Raw genomic sequence first — 16864 nt, 5'->3', positions numbered from 1 at the left:
TGAGCGCGCCTATGTGGTGCGTATCACGCGAATAATCAAGGATGTTCCCGGCGTGTCCGACATACTTTTTGCAGGCGACAATGTGAAGGTTGAGGCGGGCACGCCTTCGGCCATGGTGCGCCTGCGCGGAGACTGGACCATTGAAAGCGCCGAAAACATTGACGCGCAAATGGCAAAAACTGTTGCCGTTTGCGGCTCGGGCGCAGTGATTGACTGTTCAGGGATTGCGCAGCTTGACACCACGGGGGCGGTATTGATCCGGCGCTATGCCGCAAGCATCGAGGCCAGCGGCGCCGCGCTCCTGACCGGCGTAGGGGCCGACCATAAAGTATTGCTGGAGGTGATTTCCAGTTGTCCGCCACCCGCGCCCACTGAGCCAGACAGTGTGGCCTGGTATCTCTCCCCTTTTCTGCAGGTGGGGACGGCTACAATCCTTGGGCTGAGGTCAAGCGGCCGTTTGCTCAGTTTTCTTGGTCTTATTTTGATTCGGCTTTTTGGTGCCTTCCTCGACCCGTCTCGCATCCGGCTGGTTCCCATGGTGCATCAGATGGAAGTCGTTGGCATGCGCTCGATGGGCATCGTGGGGCTGATCGCCTTCCTCATCGGTGCGGTGACGGTAAATCAGGGCGCAATCCAGCTTGCCAAGTTTGGCGCGGATATTTTTGTCATCGACATGCTGGGTATCGGGCACTTGCGTGAACTTGGTATCCTGCTGACCGCCATTATCGTTGCGGGCCGGTCAGGCAGCGCCTTCACTGCACAGATTGGCTCCATGGTGCTGAACGAAGAGGTGGACGCCATGAAGACGCTGGGGATGGACCCGGTGGATGTGCTGGTGCTGCCAAGGCTGCTGGCACTGGTGATCTGTTTGCCGCTCCTGGGCTTTTATGCCGATATTGTCGGTATCGCCGGGGGCGCTGTAATGGCGTGGATTCAGTTGGACATTACCCCGGCCAACTTCCTCGTCTATTTCCGCGAAGTCATTACGATTGAGCATTATTGGGTCGGCATTATCAAGGCACCGTTTTTTGCCGCAATTATTGCTACAGCGGGCTGCTATAATGGCTTGCGTGTGGAAGGCAGTGCCGATTCGCTGGGCGGCCGCACAACACGCGCTGTTGTGCAGTCCATCTTTATGGTGATTGCGCTTGATGCATTGTTCGCGATCTTTTTCACCAATGTGGGGCTATAGTGATGAGTACCGGAGTACACACTAGCGATATGGCGATCAGGGTGCGCGGGCTTAAAACCGCCTTTGGGGCGCATGTGGTTCATGATGGCCTTGACCTTGATGTGAAGCGCGGCGAAATTCTTGGTGTCGTGGGCGGGTCCGGGACAGGCAAGTCCGTGCTTCTGCGCGCCATCGTAGGCCTGTTGAACCCGGTTGAAGGCATGATCGAGATCGCCGGGCGTGACAAAGCGGAAATGAGCGGCGAGGAAGACCGTCTGTCGCGGCGGGACTGGGGCGTGCTGTTTCAGGACGGAGCGCTGTTTACCTCCCTCACGGTCGCGCAGAACGTTCAAGTGCCCCTGCGCGAACATTTCCACATGTCGCAGGATCTGATGGATGATCTTGCGCTCAGTAAAATCACCATGGCGGGCTTGCCGATTGATGCAGCAGTCAAGTTCCCCTCTGATCTTTCTGGCGGCATGCGCAAGCGGGCGGCGCTCGCCCGGTCACTGGCATTGGACCCCAGCATTCTGTTTCTTGATGAGCCAACGGCGGGACTGGACCCGATTGGCGCGTCTGCGTTTGACCAACTGGTGCTTGAACTAAGCCGTTCGCTCGGCCTTACGGTCTTTCTGGTGACACATGACCTCGACACACTCGCGCGGGTATGCGACCGTGTGGCAGTGTTGGGTGATAAAAAAATCCTGATAAATGCGCCACTTGATGAAGTGCGCAAGTTTGATCATTCTTGGGTACAGGAATATTTTGGTGGTCCGCGGGCTAGGGCCGCAGGCATAGGTAAAGGCTAGGCAGGGGCGCTCCAAGCGATGGAAACACGGGCTTCACATATTCTGGTTGGTGCATTTGTGCTGGCGTTTCTCTCTGGTCTTATTGCCTTTGCGATCTGGATCGCGAAAGTGGACCTGGATGCCGAGTATCAGGATTACGATATCTATTTCGACGGCACCGTCTCGGGCCTTTATAAGCGCAGCATCGTCTATTATCTCGGCATCCCCGTCGGAGATGTGCGGGACATTCGGGTGGCGGAGAATGACAGCAGCAAAGTGCATGTGCTTGTCCGGCTGCGGGACGAAGTGCCAGTGACGGAAACCACAACCGCCAGGCTTGAATTCCAGGGGCTGACAGGTGTTGCCTATATCGAGCTCAAGGGTGGCGCTTCAGGTGGTACACCCTTGACACCCAAGGAGGGGCGAGAGCGTGCTGTTATTCCGTCTGAAGCTTCACCGCTTATGGAGTTTTACGAGAGCGCTCCAAACCTGATTAATGAGGCGATCCTCGCCATCCAGCAGGTTCAGAAGCTCCTGAGCGACGAAAATCTGCAAAAGGTAGGCACCATTCTGGATAATGCCGATCAGGTTGCCGCCAACCTGGCCGCGGGCACACAGGGCCTCGACAGGCTGATGTCGGACGTGCGCGGCGTGATGGCGCAAATTGGCGAAACGACACAAAAGCTCAATCAACTGGCCGATAGTGGTCACAAGCTGCTCTCCGAGGATGCAGCCTTGCTGATCACCGAGGCGGTGAAGGCGGTCAACGCGGCGGAGACGACCCTGAACCGCATCGACGGGCTGGTAGATGCCAACGAGGAAAATATCACCCAGTTTGTTGCCGGCAGCCTGCCGGAAGTCACGCGCATGATCGTTGATCTCCGGCGCACGGCGCGCAGTCTGTCGCGTCTCGTAACGCGCATTGAGCGCAACCCGGGCGAGGTGCTGTTTGGGCCGGCGGAAAGCAAATATGACCTCAAGACCCGCAAGGAAGAGGAGAAGAAAAAATGATAAAACTATCTATGCTTCTTCGACGCTACGGGGGTGCCCTATTGTTGGCTTCCGCAGCCGCGGTGTCTGGTTGTGGGCCGATTATCTCGTTTGGTGGTGATGGGCCCGGCGACACGGTGTATTCGCTGAAATACCCAGGCGGCTATCATACCAATGGCGATGACGCGCCGGTTATTTATGTGGATGAACCACATATGGCCGATGGTCTAGCGGGCCAAAAGATCGCTGTGGCGCTGGCGGGCGAAAGGCGCAGCACGCTTAAGGGTGCGCGTTGGTCGGCGCCGCTCAGTACACTGGTGCGGGACTATGTTGCCCGTGCACTGGGCGACAAGGCAGGTGCTCATATGATTGGCGAAGGTGGTCTTGATATCCACGCGGGTTGCCGTTTGGGCACCAAGGTCTGGGCGCTTGAGTTTGTGCCAGGTGGTGACGTCGGGGGCGACAAGGTCGAGATTGCGATCGAGATGTCCCTTGTGCGGCTGAGCGACAGCACACTTATCAGCCATCCCACATTCACCCGGTCCATGTCCGTGCAGGGAACAGACGGCGACGTGGTAATGACGGCTTTCAACCGCGCGATGGCGGCGACGGCCGACGAGATGGGCTTGTGGCTGAAAGATCAGGTCGATGCCTGCAGGGCACCGGTTAAATAGTCAGGCGGGCAACGCGCCGGGTTTCATGCATCGCCCACCCAAAGATGATTGCGCCGGTCATCGCGACAGCCAGATAGGGTGTATAGGCTGAAAACCCTTCAAAGATGAAGCCGCCACTTATCGGTCCGAAAACGCGGCCAAGGGCGGAAACGCCAGACGAAAGACCAAGAGCCGTACCCTGAATTCGGCGGTCTGACCGTTGTGACACAAGGCTGTTGAGTGCCGGGAACGAAATGGTCAGGCCACTCATGACCATTGGGAAAGCGATGATCGCTGTGGCCATATGGACAGGTCCGGCAAACAGCAGGGCAAGGCCCGCCAACTGCGTTGCGGCGCCCAGCAGGAGAGACTTGACCTCGCCAAATATTCGAAACAGCGGGCCAACGGCCATTGACTGAATTGCCGCCACGCAAAGACCGACTCCCGCAAGCAGAAAGCCGACCTGGGATTGGCTCCAGCCAAGCGTGGTGTTTGCCCAAAAGGGCGTGATGGCGAAACAGATGCTTTGTCCGACGGCGGCAATGAAAAACATGGCATACAGCGCCAGCGCCCCGGGCGCGCGCAAAACTGTCGTCCAATGCGGCAGTGGCGCGGCTGCCGGGCCCTCTTCATTGAATGAGGCTTGTTTCTTCTTGCTGGTTTCCGGCATGAAGCGCGCTGTCAGAAACATCGCTGTGAAGGAGAAACCTGCGGCCGCAAGACCGGGGATAAAGACATTGGGCTCACCGCCGACACTGCCCAGCAAGCCGCCGATAAAAGGCCCAAAAGCAAAGCCAAGACCAAAAGCTGCACCAATCAGGCCCATGGCCCGGCCACGATTGCTTTCGTCCGTCAGGTCAGACATCGCGGCCATGGCAATACCCACATTGCCCGCCATCATGCCAGACATGGCACGGGCTACAAACAGCATCGCAAGGCTGTCTGAGAAGGCAAGCATGATATAGGCGATGGTCGAGCCAAAAAATGTTGCCGCGAGCGCCGGTCGCCGGCCTATCCGGTCGGAAAGCCGTCCCCACAGAGGCCCTGCCAGAAAAGTTGTCAGTGAATAGATGGACATGAGTGCTGCGCCAACCAGCGCATCGCCGCCGTACTGAAGGGTCAGGAACGGCAGGATCGGAATGATGATGCCAAAGCCCAGAAGGTCGATAAACACGGCAAAGATAATCACGGGCATGCAAAAACATCCTGCAGGGTTGAGGGCAGGGACAGCATAGCGTTTTTAAGCGCGAGTGGAATCACAAGGTCGGGAGCAGTGCGAGAGCGGCCATCCCTAGTTCGACAGTGCGTCAACTTTTTCCTTGAGGGCGGCCAGTTGCGCCTGAAGCGCTGCAATTTTTTCATCCTTCTCGGCTGTGCGAGCGGTGGACGGCTTCGCGGCGGTGGGGGCGGTTTTACCCGTTGTGCGGCTGGTAAATACCCGCATGCTTTCTTCAAAAAGTGCCATATTCTGCCGCGCGATTTCCTCAAAAATCGGCATGAAATTGCTGGCGTTGCCCGCATCGCCACAGGCTTGGCGGATTTGGTCCTGGTTGCGGGTCAACACTTCCATCGCACTTTGCAAATACGTCGGCACCATGGCTTGCAGGCCGTCGCCATAGAGGCTGATAAGCTGCCTGAGAAACGAGAGCGGCAGCATGTTCTTTTCGTTGGTCTCTTTTTCAAAAATAATCTGCGTCAGCACGGTACGGGTCAGGTCGGCACCCGATTTGGCATCATGTACGATAAACTCCTCGCCGCATTTGATCATGTCTGCCAAATGGTCGAGCGTTACATAGCTGGATGTCTCGGTGTTATAGAGCCGACGGTTTGCGTATTTTTTTATGACGATTGGTTCGCCCGGCTCACGCTTTTTACGCGCCATTGTACTTCCACCCTTTGTGCCCGGCACCGCACCACAGTGTGGTGCGGCTTCATTTCTTGCCTGCTTGCCCGTTGCAGCGCAAGAAACGTATAAATCCTTATTCGAACAGCGAATTAAATGGTATTTGATGCGCTGCCGCAAGGAAAATTGTGCATTTGCACACAGAAAATGCTTTTGTCGCTGGCGCGCCATCCTGTAGGGATTTTGTCATGCTTGATGAAGACATCGATAAAGCCGCCGACGTGTTCCTGAGCCTGTGGCAGGAAAATATCCGCCTTTGGGCTATGGAGAAAGAGCTGCTGACCCCAACGGAACTGGCGATGCTTTTGGACGCGGCAGGCGCGACGGCCGGCAGTTCGTGGACGTCACCGGAAGGGGACGCCAAGTGAGTATGGGCGGGAAAGACCGGATGGATGTCAGGCACATCAAGGGGCCGAGGCCGATGTCCTTGCACCTGTCGAATGCGCTCAGCATCTGGCAACAGGCGCCCGCCGGTGCACAGCGCCTGATGGAGAACGCGGGTGGTTGGCATCCGTCACTTGAAGCCGATATCGCCCTCTTGCGCGACTGTTTACCTGATGACGAGACGCGGGAAAAGTTTCAACGTGCGGTAAAAAAGAAAGCAGCGGCCCGTGGTGATGACGTGTTGGCGGGTATCAGCCGCTATATCAGCCATCCTTATGCCCGCGTTGGCTCTGAGCCGGAATTGTGCCACCGGGTGGGCCAATGTGAGCTGTATGATTTTGGCGGTGACGGGCAGCCGGTCCTGTTGGTGCCAAGCCTTGTTAACCCGCATTACGTGTTGGACCTAAAGCCAGGTCGCAGCATCGCCGCATACCTGAAAAGCCAGGGGTATCGGCCGTTCCTGTTGAAATGGTTTGAGCCGGGTGACGAAGAACTGGGCTTTGACGTCAGCGACTATGTTATGAAACGCGCACTGCCTTTCCTCGAATATATCGTGGCGGTCGGTGCCGGCCCTGCGCCTGTGCTTGGTTACTGTATGGGTGGCACGCTGTGTACGGCGCTTGCGGCGCGCGCACCGCACTTGGTCTCCGCGCTCGCGCTTGTTGCCGCACCGTGGGATTTCGCAAGCGAGGTCCCGCACGCGGGTCGGCGCTACGCTCATGTGATGGCTGACATGCTGGACCGCCTGCCAGAGGGCATGCCGGTGCCGGTTGATATGCTGCAGGTCTTTTTTACCAGTGTCGACCCCACTTTGACCGACCGTAAGTTTCGGCGCTTTTTATCGCTTGATCCTGCGTCGGAGGCGGCGGAGTTTTTTATCGCGCTTGAGACATGGGCCAATACCGGCGCGCCGCTGGCGCGGCAGGTGGCAAAAGATGTCATCCGGGGCTGGTATATGGAAAACGAGCCGGGGCGGGGTGTGTGGCAAGTGGGGGGCGACGCTGTGCGGCTTGAGGATATTACCTGCCCGGTATGGGTGGCGGCCCCCCGTGCTGATCGCCTTGTGCCGCAGGAAAGTGCTTATGCCATGGTAAGCAAGCTGAGGAGCGCCACGACACATGACCCCGGTGCGGGCCACGTAGGTATGATGGTGGGTTCAAAAGCTGCGCGCGGCTTATGGGCGCCGCTTGTTGGCTGGCTGCGGGCACAGGAGGCAAGGCATGCGGCCTGAGGTTCTGACATTGTTTCGCTTTTATGGTAGCCGCCTTGGCCAGACGGTCGCCCCCATCATTGCAAGCCGGGTCCAGAACCTTCTGTCACCGCGCACCGCCTCTCTGACCCTCGGGCTTGGTTTCGCGCTGCCATACCTTGATCACCTTGCCACGGTTGAAGCGGATGAAAACTGTCGCTACCTCGCGTTCATGCCGGCGCAGCAGGGTGTTTGCCATTGGCCTGACACACACGGCACACGTACAACTCTCGTGGAGGAATATCATCTGCCGTTGCCGGATTCATGTGTTGACCGTGCGGTGTTGGCGCATTCGCTGGAACACGCCAACAGACCGAAGCATCTGTTGCGAGAGCTGTGGCGGGTGCTTGCGCCAGGCGGGCAGGTTGTCCTTATTGTCCCGAACAGGCGGCGCAGTTGGTCAGCGCTTGATACCACGCCCTTTGGTCACGGCAGGCCTTATTCCCGCAGCCAGCTATATGACCTGATGAGTGAACAGCTCTTGCCGCCGGAGGGGTGGGACACGGCGCTGATGCTGCCACCGTTCGGTTGGCCAGGCGGGCCGCGACTGGTGCGATATGGCGAACGGGTGGTGCATGCGCTTGGGCGTAATCTGGGTGGGGTGCTGATTGTCAGCGCGCGTAAACAGGTTTATGGTGCATTGCCGAAAACCCCCAAGAGAGTGCGTGCGATGCCTGTGCTGACCGGCCCGGGAGCGGGTGCCGGCGCCTAGGATAATAGGTTTCTTTCCCACGTATCTTTGAGCGAGGGCAGGCCGTCCACACGGGTGGCTACGCTATGAAGCTTTGGGCAGTTTTCTTTGAACCAGTCTCGCCGGGGCCGCCAGCGCGTCATGATGGCGAGGAATAGGTCCAGTGCGGTCATTCTTTCGCCCAACAGCCATGGAGCCGGAGTGATTGCGGTTTCGAGCTGTTGCCACAGCGTCTCGCGCCGCCGGTCGGTTGCGGTCCTGAGTTCACGAGCGCTATCAGCGTTTGCGAGCCAGCGCCCGGGGTGGTCGCCAAAGGTGAACGTGGGGTAAACGCCAGCCACCAGCCAAATGAGCCACCGCAGGAATAGACCGTACTCTTGCGAGTCCTGCTGCGTTGGCACGAGGCTATTTTCCGGGTATTTGGCCCCCAGCCACAAGGTGATGGCGGCGGTTTCCGTCATTACTGTGCCGTTTGGTAACAAAAGCGTGGGGATCTCGCACATGGGGTTCACCTGTGCCAAGATGCCTTCCGGATTGTGCAGGGTGCCCCAGTCAAGGTAGTGGCGCTCATAGGGTTTGCCGATTATGTCAAGCTGTGCTTCGATGATAGCGGAGCCGCCACCCTTCGCGCCATAAAGCACCATGCCAGCCCGATGCTTAACCCGACGATCAGTCATGTTTGTCCTCCTTTTGTTATGATAGGATGCTAACGGGCAGGCGGATGTCACGCCATTCACGATTGTGCCAGATGGCATGCCACGGCATTGTCATTTTAGCGCGGCAAACTAGCTTGCCTTACGGGCCGGACAATCAGAAACGCCTTGTATTATTATTGCGTGTTTAATATTGTCTGGGTCATAAAATTATTCAAAATCGTGTCAAAAGCGGAGAGCCCCATGACGAACGAGACCCCGAAAGAATCGACGATGAGCGACGACAAGGAAATGGCGATCCGGCAGGTGGCAAATGCCCTGCACCGCCTGAACGATGCCGTAATCTCTGCCGTGGGTAAGGGGGTCACCGTCGAACTGATGCGCGCGTCACGTTATCATAACGAAGAGGGCGCGTGGGGTGACATGCTTGTGCCAATTATCCACAAGCAGGATTAGTACTCCTGGGAACAGGTAAAAGAGACTGACAGCAGGACGGACGAATATCATGCCCTTTGGCAAGATCATCACACCAAAACTCGCCACCGCTGACGTGTGTGACGCAGTGGGTGACGCTGTCTCCGTCCTGCCGGTCGATTTTCACGACTATGGCGGTAGACTTGATTTCGCGGGGCCTGCGGTGACCCTCAAGACCCTGGATGACAACACCAAGGTGCGTGCGCTCCTCGAAACCAGAGGCGAAGGCCGTGTGCTGGTGGTGGACGGCGGTGGCTCAAGCCGTGTGGCGCTTCTGGGGGGTAATCTTGCTGCCCTCGCTGCCAAAAACGGTTGGGAAGGTGTCGTGATCTATGGCCGTGTGCGGGACCAGCATGAACTTGCGCGTGAGGATGTTGGCATCAAGGCATTGGGCGCCTGCCCACAGAAAAGTGAAAAGCTCGGTCGCGGCCAGGTGGATGTGGAAATCGCCATCGGCGGTGTGACCGTGCATCCCGGCAACTGGGTCATCGCCGACGCTGACGGCGTCGTCATTGCCAAAGAACTGCCAAGCCTTTAGTTTATCGCTCCAACAAAAACAGCGCCTGATCGGCGGACCAGTTGGCCTGTCGAGGGCTGAGGTTCAGGCGTTTGCCAGCCTCGGTGTGCGGGACGAACTCGCGCACGCGGAAGCCCTGTTCCTCAATCAGGTCAAAGAGGTCAAGGATGGTGCAGAAGTGGATGTTGTCCGTATTGTACCATGTTTTGTCGAGCGCCTTGGTCACCGGCATGCGGCCGCGCAGCGCAAGGCTCATGCGTACTTTCCACTGGCCGAAGTTGGGGATGGTCACTACGGCGTGTTTGCCGATCCTCAGCAGTTCCGACAGCACAAGTTGCGGTCGGTGCACCGCCTGCAGGGTTTTCGACAGGATCACATAGTCAAAGCTGCCGTCGGGATATTCCGCGAGGTCATTGTCCGCGTCGCCCTGAATGACAAACAATCCTTTGGCCACACAGTCGTTCACACCCTGCTGGCTGATCTCGATACCCCGGCCATCCACCTTTTTCTCGCGCACCAGATAATCCAGTAGCGCGCCGTCGTCACAGCCAACGTCCAGCACACGGCTGCCGGGTTCCACCATATCCGCGATCAATTTCAGGTCCGGGCGCAGATTATGCATCTTTGTCCTCCAGCCCTCTTGTGCGGGCGGCGGCACAAACGAAACCGTTCAGCATATGGTCCATCTCCGGTACGTCCAGGAGGAAAGCATCATGGCCAAAGGGGCTTTCGATCTCGGCAAAGCTGACAGGCACGCCAGCGGCATTCAGGGCATGCACGATGCGCTTGTTTTCCACCGTCGGGTACAGCCAGTCGCTTGTGAAACTGATCACACAACAGCGCACATGGGCCGCACTCTTGAAGGCGTCGGCCAAGCGCCCCTGATGGCGCGCGGCAATGTCCAGATAGTCCATCGCGCGGGTGATATAGATATATGAATTGGCGTCAAAACGGTCCACGAAGGTGGAACCCTGGTGGCGCAGGTAGCTTTCCACCTGAAAGTCAGCATCAAAACCAAAGGTCACGGCTTCGCGTTCCTGCAGGTTGCGGCCAAACTTGGCGGTCAGGGCATCCTCGCTCAAATAGGTGATATGCGCGGTCATGCGCGCGACCGCAAGACCCTTGGCGGGTTTCGCCTCATGTTCATAGTAGCGGCCGTCCTGCCAGTTCGGGTCTGCCATAATGGCTTGGCGCCCCACCTCGTGAAAGGCAATGTTTTGTGCTGTATGGCGCGCCGCAGTTGCCAGCATCACGGCGGAATGCAGTCGCTCGGGGAAGGTGGTTAGCCACTCAAGCACCTGCATGCCGCCCATAGAACCACCGATGATCATCATCAGGCTATCCACGCCAAGGTGGCTGATCAGCGCAGCCTGCACCCGGACCATGTCGCGCACCGTGATGACCGGGAAGTCTACCCCCCACGGCTTGCCCGTTGCTGGATTGTCTGCCCATGGGCCGGTGGTGCCAAGGCAACTGCCCAGCACGTTGGAGCAGATGACATAATACCGGTCGGTGTCGATCAGTTTGCCGGGCCCTACCAGCCGTTCCCACCAGCCGGGCTTGCCGGTGATGGGGTGGTTTGATGCGACGTATTGGTCGCCAGTGAGGGCATGGCAGATAAGCACGGCGTTACTGGCGTCTGCGTTCAAGGTGCCATAGGTCTCATAGCCCACGGTCACAGGTGACAGTGCGGCGCCGCTGTCAAGCGTCAGCGCGTCACTTTCAAAAAGTACAGCGGTTTTACCTGCACCCTTGTTCACCTGTCGCTCCTGCATTCATGCCAAAATCGGGCGCACAGAAAAGCCCCCGCGCGCGCGTCTGTCAATCTTCCTAATCTAACTTGAGGCATTAGGAAACTTTCCTTTGCCTTTGGCTCGGTGTCCCATTAACTCTAAACCGCCCCGGAACGGCTTGAGAAGGGGCTGAAACGAGCGATTTTTACCAGAGGAAGACAACGATGCCCGCGCCTAAAGCACATGACTGGATCATGGACCTGAACGCGTATGTTCCGGGTCGCGCGCATGTGCACGGTATCAAGGAGCCAGTGAAACTGAGCGCCAACGAAAGCGCGTTTGGTCCCAGCCCCAAGGCAGTGGATGCCGTCAAGGCGGCGGCAGGCCGCGTGATGCGTTACCCCGACCCCGCGTCAGCAGAGCTCAGGGACGCCATCGCCGACGTGCATGGCCTGAAGGCCGCGAACATCATCTGTGGTGCAGGCTCCGACGAAGGGCTGACGCTTCTCATCCACACGTATGCGGGGCCCGGGGATGAGGTGATCTTCAGCCAGTATGGCTTTATGGTTTACCCGATCCAGACGCAGGCGGCGGGGGCCGTGGGCGTGGCAGTGCCCAACAAAAACTGGGCGGCCGATGTGGACGGTATCCTGGCGGCGGTGACCGAGCGCACAAAGATTGTCATCATCGACAACCCCAATAACCCCACCGGCGCCTATTTGCCGTGGTCCGAGGTTGAGCGGTTGCATGCGGGCCTGCCTGACCATGTGCTGTTGGTCCTTGATGCGGCATATGCCGAGTGTGTAACCGCATCGGATTATGAAGCCGGGGAAGCGCTTGTGGAAGCATCCGAGAATGTAGTGATGACCCGCACGTTCTCAAAAATGTATGCGCTTGCGGCCCTGCGGGTTGGGTGGCTGTATGCGCCACACGCGGTTATTGATGCACTCAACCGCTGGCGCATGCCGTTTAATGTTTGCCTTTCGGGCCAGGTAGCGGCCCTTGCGGCGGTCGGTGACCAGAAGCACCTTGACGCCGCCGTGCGCCACAATAACGAATGGCGAGACTGGATGACGGCGCAGCTTTCCGCCCTTGGTCTGGATGTTGTACCAAGCGAGACAAATTTTGTACTGGTGGAATTCCCTGACGAGAGTCCGTTTACCGCGCTTGAGTGTAACGAATATCTGACCCGGAACGGCTATCTAGTGCGCGCGCTGCCCAGCCTGCCCAAACACTTGCGCATATCTGTGGGAACCGACGAGCAGAACCGCACCGTGATGGCCCTGATCTCCGGCTTTATGAATGGCTCGCAGGAGGGGCGGACATGATGGCAGGCACCCCGCTTTTTGACCGTATCACGATCATCGGCGCCGGACTGATTGGCTCTTCCGTCGCGCGGGCGGTTCGCCGCGGCAAACTTGCGGGGCACCTTGCACTCGCAGACGCGAATGAGGAAGTGATCAAGGAAGCCGAAGGCCTTGGCATTGCCGACAGCTTTCACACGAGCGTGGTGGAAGCCGTGGCCGGAAGCGGGCTTGTTATCCTGGCCGTTCCAGTGGGCGCGATGGCATCAGTTGGTGTGGCGATGGCGCCCGGTCTTGCTGAAGGCGCTATCATTTCTGACGTTGGGTCGGTGAAGGAAAGTGTTTTTGGGGCGCTGGAGCCCCTGTTGCCGGCCCATGCCCATCTGATCCCCGGCCACCCGGTGGCAGGTACGGAACAATCTGGTCCGGCAGCAGGGTTCGCGTCACTCTTTGACGGGCGCTGGTGCATCCTGACGCCACCGGAGGGGGTGGATGCGGATGCGCTTGAGACGCTCACCGCCTTCTGGCAGGGCCTTGGCAGCACAGTTGAGATCATGGAGGCGCGGCACCATGACCTTGTGCTGGCCATCACCAGCCATGTCCCGCACCTCATCGCCTATAATATCGTGGGTACGGCGTCCGACCTTGAAGAAGTGACACGTTCGGAGGTGATTAAATATTCTGCTGGTGGCTTCCGGGATTTTACCCGTATCGCGGCATCTGACCCAACCATGTGGCGCGACGTGTTCCTCAATAACAAGGACGCGGTGCTGGAAATGCTGGGACGTTTCAGCGAGGATCTGACAGCACTTCAGCGCGCCATTCGCTGGGGTGACGGCGACGCGCTCTTTGATCTCTTCACCCGCACGCGGGAGATCCGCCGCCGCATTATCGACGCCGGGCAGGACGACGCCAAGGCCGACTTCGGCCGCCCGCACGAGGATTGAAGATTAGTGAAAAGCCGGGTGTCCCGGCCTTTCTCGTTTTACCAGACTTTCATCACCTCGGTGGGCAGGCGCTCGACTATGTCATCGGGTACAAAGAAGTCTGGCACCAGCGGCCCGTCGGCGTGGGGTGCATACTTGCTGAAATCTGTCACGCCTTCCGCGCGCAGCACTTCCTCATCGATGAAGAAATTGCCTGAACAATCGCTGGCGTTGCGCACAAGGATGGCGTGGGCAGCGTCGGCCATGATCTCAACCGTGCGGCTGTTCTTGGCCATCTCGTCCCCACCAATCACATTCCGCACCGCCGCAGTATCGATGGCCGTGAAGGGCCACAGGGAATTAACGGCAATGCCTGCGGCCTTGAACTCCGCTGCCATGCCCAGGGTACACAGGCTCATGCCGTATTTGGCGATGGAATAAGCCACATGCGGCGCAAACCAGCGCGGGTTCATGTCAAGGGGTGGGGAAAGCGTGAGGATGTGTGGATTTTTTGCCTGCTTCAGGTGCGGCAGGCACAGTTTCGAGACCATGAAGGTGCCGCGCGTGTTGATGTTGTTCATCAAATCATAGCGCTTCATGTCGGTCATCTGCGTGTTGGTCAGCGAAATGGCCGATGCATTATTGATGCAGATGTCGATACTGCCGAAGGTTTCCACCGTTTTGTCGACTGCCGCCTGCACCTGTTCTTCAAAACGAATGTCGCAAACTAGTGGCAAGGCCTTGCCGCCTGCCGCTTCAATTTCTTTCGCGGCGGTATAGATGGTGCCGGGCAGCTTGGGGTTGGGCTCCGCTGTTTTGGCACCGATGGCAATGTTCGCACCGTCGCGGGCGGCTCTCAGCGCGATGGCGAGGCCGATACCGCGGCTACCGCCGCTCATGAAAATGGTTTTGCCTTTCAGGCTCATGGCCTTGCTCCTCTTCCCGTGGTCTTCCTGCACTATAACATAGGCTGAAAGGCGGTGAGGGAAGAGAAAGCGTGAAGAAAATTTCCAGTCTATTCGTCAATTATCGGTTCAAGCATGGCCACGGGGGAGGAGCCAATGTTGAGCTGGCCCATTTGTGCCATTACCGAAAGGCTCTCGGCTTGTGAGCCCATTTCAGTGAGGGAGCTTGCGTCCTCAAAACCAAGGCTGGTGAGATAGTCGGCAAGAGCCGGTCCGCCAGCGATGGCAAGGCTTGCGCTACCAAGCGGCATGAAGTTTTCATCCAGCGTCAGGCTCGCATTTCCCTTCACTCTCGCACCGCGCACAGCGATATCGATGCTGTCAAGTTCAAGCAAGCCGCCAGCGTCGCGCCATGCACCCAGCGCACCCCGCGTCCAATCAAACAGCGGTGGGCCCATTACACCGCCCATCAGCTCCAGCCGGTTACCGCTATCCATCACCAGCTTGAAATCAAGGAAGCGTTTTTCATACAAGCCGTCGGTGGGTTCCGCCGTCCCATCGTAGCGCAGATAAAGCTGCCATTCCTTGAGGCTTTGTGGCTTTTCAAGTGCGGGGGCGGCTTCAAGCACGAAGTCGTCGGTTTTATATGAATCAACCACAATCACCGCCTGTTTATCGGCGTGGCGTTTGTAGCTGGCGCGCATGTAGCCGTCCTTGAAGGCGACGGCATCGTCGGCGAAGGACGCCACGACGTTGCGGCCCTCCATCATCCAGTGGCCGGGCGTCCAGAGGTGGCTGATCAAGGTTACGCTGTCGGCGCCAAATTCCATACCGGGGCCGCGGGTCTTGACGCCGATGCCATCAATCGTCAGCACGATGCGATACGGAAAGCCGGAAAGCTTGATCTTGCCATGCTCCACCTTCAGGCCCTTGTCGCGCAGGTCAGCCAGTTCCCGCGCGGTGGTTTTTTCCGCCTTGAAGGCGGCGGTGTACCAGAGGCCGCAATAGACGAGGATAGCAATGAAGATAAGCCCGATGAGGGCGCGCAGTTTGGTCATGGTCGCTCCCGGCGCTCAATTTGGTCCGCGCGCATGGCGGACAAGCGTGACGATATATTTACTATATTCTTTGGCAAGAAAAAGGATAGGCCATTCACCGGAAACCGGATGGGCCACGATATGCACCTTTGGCATCGCACGACGGAATAATATCAAGCTGCGTGGCATATGATAGTCGGCGGTTACCAGCACAATGGAGGAAAAGCCGTAAACATTGGCCCATTCGGCTGTCTCGTCAGCATTGCCCTTGGTGTTCAGCGCTGCTTTGCCAAGGTCTACACAGCAGTTGAATAAAGTCTGTTCAGCCCCCGTCAGCGCGCTCAGGTCGCCGCTTTTTACCACCGGGTTCACGCCGGAGATCAGCATACGCTTGGCAACCTTGGCTTCCAGCAGTTCAAGACCGGCCTCAAGCCGCCCGGCACCGCCCGTCAACACAACGATGGCATCCGCTCCCTGCATCTCGGCCGGTTCCTCCGGCATTGTCATGAGGAAGTAGCCGAACCCAAGCAACCACGCGGCAACAAGATAAGCAAAGACGCGGACTATGTGTCTGGTGATGGATGTCTTTTTGCGTTCCACGGTGCCGACCCTACATCATTTTCAAAAGCGCACGCCGAACCGTGACACGGGCGGTCAACATGGTCAGTATCGCGGATACAATTGGTAGAAGGGCAAGCCACATCAGGTTGTCGCCCGTTGGTAACGAGGCCGTCAGCAGTCCTTGGCCCATACGCTGTGCCATGTGCGCAATAAGGTAAAGCGTCAGTGCCGCGAGGATCACGCCAACCAGTCCTCCCTTGAGGCCATGCGACAGGTAACGTTGATCAAACGCATGCGATATGGTGCTGTCTTCCGCACCCATCAGGTGCATGATTTCAATGCTTTCCCGGTGGGTGGCCAGTCCCGCGCGGCAGCCAAATATGACAATGGCGATAGTGCAAAGCACCACCATGACAACAATTCCGGCAAGCAAAAGACGTACAACTGCTGCGAGGTCCAGAACCTGACCCATCCACGCCTGATGATCATCAAGTTGTGCACCGGCTGCTGCTGCAACCAGCCGTTCGCGCAGGCCCGCGGTGTTCACGGCGTCGGGACGTGAGAGTTTTACGTCAATCAACGTAGGGACGGGTAAGCCGGTATCAAACGGCATTTCACCAAGCCAGGGGGACAATAGAGCAACGACCTCTGCGTCCGCCAGAACGCTGGCTTCCACGATGCCGGGCGTGGCGCGCAGAAGGGTTAGCGCTGCTGCTGTTTGCTTGTCTCGCTCCTTGTCGTCAATGACAGCAATCTGTACGGTCAGATTGGTGGTTAGCCCGGCGCTCCAACGCTCAAGCCCTCGCCCGAGTGCTAGCCCGCAGGCAAGCGCGAGGGTGCACAGGAACAGCATCACACCAATAACCCACGGCAGCAGTCCCTCGCGCATATCCCTTGGTAAAAATTGAAGCGTGCGGCCCCACAT

The 16864-nt window shown here is 58.1% G+C and carries 20 protein-coding genes; 11 read left to right on the top strand and 9 right to left on the bottom strand.

Annotation, left to right across the window (positions count from 1 at the left end; genetic code table 11):
- Positions 1–52: 52 nt before the first annotated feature.
- Genes OEU85_RS13610 through OEU85_RS13595 form a run of 4 tightly spaced genes read left to right on the top strand, consistent with a single transcriptional unit; the run spans position 53 to position 3623 of the window.
- The gene (locus tag OEU85_RS13610; protein ID WP_262692049.1) at positions 53–1192 is read left to right on the top strand and encodes an ABC transporter permease; all 1140 of its coding nucleotides are present in this window, start codon (positions 53–55) and stop codon (positions 1190–1192) included.
- Between the two features lie 2 nt (positions 1193–1194).
- Positions 1195–1980: an ABC transporter ATP-binding protein gene (locus OEU85_RS13605; RefSeq protein ID WP_262692048.1), complete on the top strand. Its 786-nt coding sequence runs from the start codon at positions 1195–1197 to the stop codon at positions 1978–1980.
- An 18-nt stretch (positions 1981–1998) separates the two neighbouring features.
- Positions 1999–2970, top strand: coding sequence for an MlaD family protein (locus OEU85_RS13600; protein ID WP_262692047.1), 972 nt, complete (start codon positions 1999–2001; stop codon positions 2968–2970).
- Complete coding sequence (locus OEU85_RS13595) at positions 2967–3623, top strand: ABC-type transport auxiliary lipoprotein family protein (RefSeq protein ID WP_262692046.1); 657 nt, start codon at positions 2967–2969, stop codon at positions 3621–3623. The genes OEU85_RS13600 and OEU85_RS13595 overlap by 4 nt, the downstream gene beginning before the upstream one ends.
- On the opposite strand, the gene OEU85_RS13590 is transcribed toward OEU85_RS13595, so the two are convergent.
- Together OEU85_RS13590 and phaR are read right to left on the bottom strand one after the other, a co-directional pair.
- Positions 3616–4797: an MFS transporter gene (locus OEU85_RS13590; RefSeq protein ID WP_262692045.1), complete on the bottom strand. Its 1182-nt coding sequence runs from the start codon at positions 4795–4797 to the stop codon at positions 3616–3618. The genes OEU85_RS13595 and OEU85_RS13590 overlap by 8 nt on opposite strands.
- A 96-nt stretch (positions 4798–4893) precedes the next feature.
- The gene (gene phaR / locus OEU85_RS13585) at positions 4894–5484 is read right to left on the bottom strand and encodes a polyhydroxyalkanoate synthesis repressor PhaR (RefSeq protein ID WP_262692043.1); all 591 of its coding nucleotides are present in this window, start codon (positions 5482–5484) and stop codon (positions 4894–4896) included.
- A gap of 209 nt (positions 5485–5693) precedes the next feature.
- Here phaR and OEU85_RS13580 point away from each other — a divergent pair, with 209 nt between their 5' ends.
- The 3 genes from OEU85_RS13580 to OEU85_RS13570 are packed head-to-tail and all read left to right on the top strand — an operon-like array spanning position 5694 to position 7850.
- Positions 5694–5873: a hypothetical protein gene (locus tag OEU85_RS13580; protein WP_262692042.1), complete on the top strand. Its 180-nt coding sequence runs from the start codon at positions 5694–5696 to the stop codon at positions 5871–5873.
- A 2-nt stretch (positions 5874–5875) separates the two neighbouring features.
- Entirely contained in the window at positions 5876–7120 is a 1245-nt protein-coding gene (locus tag OEU85_RS13575; RefSeq protein ID WP_262693025.1) for an alpha/beta fold hydrolase, read from the top strand.
- A complete protein-coding gene (locus OEU85_RS13570) occupies positions 7110–7850 on the top strand; it encodes a class I SAM-dependent methyltransferase (RefSeq protein WP_262692041.1) in 741 nt (246 codons plus the stop codon). The genes OEU85_RS13575 and OEU85_RS13570 overlap by 11 nt, the downstream gene beginning before the upstream one ends.
- On the opposite strand, the gene OEU85_RS13565 is transcribed toward OEU85_RS13570, so the two are convergent.
- Positions 7847–8506: a glutathione S-transferase family protein gene (locus tag OEU85_RS13565; RefSeq protein WP_262692040.1), complete on the bottom strand. Its 660-nt coding sequence runs from the start codon at positions 8504–8506 to the stop codon at positions 7847–7849. The two genes, OEU85_RS13570 and OEU85_RS13565, sit on opposite strands and share 4 nt — an antisense overlap.
- Before the next feature lie 219 nt (positions 8507–8725).
- Between OEU85_RS13565 and OEU85_RS13560 the strand changes: the two genes are divergently transcribed.
- Positions 8726–8938, top strand: a complete 213-nt coding sequence (locus OEU85_RS13560) for an SMc00767 family acetate metabolism repressor (RefSeq protein ID WP_262692039.1) — start codon at positions 8726–8728, stop codon at positions 8936–8938.
- Between the two features lie 49 nt (positions 8939–8987).
- Positions 8988–9494, top strand: a complete 507-nt coding sequence (rraA, locus tag OEU85_RS13555; protein WP_262692038.1) for a ribonuclease E activity regulator RraA — start codon at positions 8988–8990, stop codon at positions 9492–9494.
- Position 9495: 1 nt separating this feature from the next.
- Here rraA and metW read toward each other — a convergent pair whose 3' ends face one another.
- The gene (metW, locus tag OEU85_RS13550; RefSeq protein ID WP_262692037.1) at positions 9496–10095 is read right to left on the bottom strand and encodes a methionine biosynthesis protein MetW; all 600 of its coding nucleotides are present in this window, start codon (positions 10093–10095) and stop codon (positions 9496–9498) included.
- Positions 10088–11233, bottom strand: a complete 1146-nt coding sequence (gene metX / locus OEU85_RS13545; protein WP_262692036.1) for a homoserine O-acetyltransferase MetX — start codon at positions 11231–11233, stop codon at positions 10088–10090. Before metX ends, metW begins: the two co-directional genes overlap by 8 nt.
- Before the next feature lie 197 nt (positions 11234–11430).
- Here metX and hisC point away from each other — a divergent pair, with 197 nt between their 5' ends.
- Together hisC and OEU85_RS13535 are read left to right on the top strand one after the other, a co-directional pair.
- Positions 11431–12534, top strand: coding sequence for a histidinol-phosphate transaminase (gene hisC / locus OEU85_RS13540; protein ID WP_262692035.1), 1104 nt, complete (start codon positions 11431–11433; stop codon positions 12532–12534).
- The gene (locus tag OEU85_RS13535) at positions 12531–13457 is read left to right on the top strand and encodes a prephenate/arogenate dehydrogenase family protein (RefSeq protein WP_262692034.1); all 927 of its coding nucleotides are present in this window, start codon (positions 12531–12533) and stop codon (positions 13455–13457) included. The genes hisC and OEU85_RS13535 overlap by 4 nt, the downstream gene beginning before the upstream one ends.
- A 38-nt stretch (positions 13458–13495) precedes the next feature.
- Here OEU85_RS13535 and OEU85_RS13530 read toward each other — a convergent pair whose 3' ends face one another.
- The 4 genes from OEU85_RS13530 to OEU85_RS13515 form a co-directional block, all read right to left on the bottom strand.
- Entirely contained in the window at positions 13496–14362 is an 867-nt protein-coding gene (locus OEU85_RS13530; RefSeq protein WP_262692033.1) for an SDR family oxidoreductase, read from the bottom strand.
- Positions 14363–14451: 89 nt separating this feature from the next.
- Positions 14452–15399, bottom strand: coding sequence for a DUF2125 domain-containing protein (locus OEU85_RS13525; protein ID WP_262692032.1), 948 nt, complete (start codon positions 15397–15399; stop codon positions 14452–14454).
- Positions 15400–15414: 15 nt separating this feature from the next.
- Entirely contained in the window at positions 15415–15978 is a 564-nt protein-coding gene (locus tag OEU85_RS13520) for a YdcF family protein (RefSeq protein ID WP_262692031.1), read from the bottom strand.
- A gap of 10 nt (positions 15979–15988) precedes the next feature.
- Complete coding sequence (locus OEU85_RS13515) at positions 15989–16864, bottom strand: cell division protein FtsX (protein ID WP_262692030.1); 876 nt, start codon at positions 16862–16864, stop codon at positions 15989–15991.

The sequence above is a fragment of the Kordiimonas aestuarii genome (assembly GCF_025574465.1).
Classification (GTDB): domain Bacteria; phylum Pseudomonadota; class Alphaproteobacteria; order Sphingomonadales; family Kordiimonadaceae; genus Kordiimonas; species Kordiimonas aestuarii.
Note: the sequence above shows the minus strand (reverse complement) of the source record. Positions and strands in the feature narration are given on the sequence as shown.